Origin of the sequence: Rahnella sp. PAMC25617 (assembly GCF_050606005.1) — a bacterium.
In the GTDB taxonomy this organism is placed as follows: domain Bacteria; phylum Pseudomonadota; class Gammaproteobacteria; order Enterobacterales; family Enterobacteriaceae; genus Rahnella; species Rahnella variigena.
This window is the reverse complement of sequence record NZ_JBOCUM010000236.1, coordinates 1-263: the sequence shown is the minus strand read 5'-3', so window position 1 is coordinate 263 and position 263 is coordinate 1. Positions and strand designations below refer to the sequence as shown.

Sequence of the window (263 nt, the reverse complement as noted above, 5' to 3'; positions counted from 1 at the left end):
CCCGCCGCTGCGTTGGGGTGACGTCTACACCACCGACTCGAACTTCGCCAACCAGTTGGGCCTCAATGGCACGTTGTCGCTGATCGCCGCAGCCAAGTCGCGCTTCTCCGAAGAACGCACCAACATCTGGAAGGCCACCCTCGAACAGTCGCTGGCCACCCAGACCGTGCGCGACATGCTGGTGCAGCCGCAAGAGAAGCTGGTGGATACCGACACCGCCGCCGTGCGCCGTGATTTCACGCCACCGGCCGAGAAAACCCTGC

1 protein-coding gene is annotated in these 263 nt (G+C 64.3%); it reads left to right on the top strand.

All coding sequences use genetic code 11. The features are described from left to right. Positions 1 to 263 (top strand): hypothetical protein (locus ACM615_RS24260; RefSeq protein WP_431012689.1); only part of this gene is annotated, 263 nt, incomplete at both ends.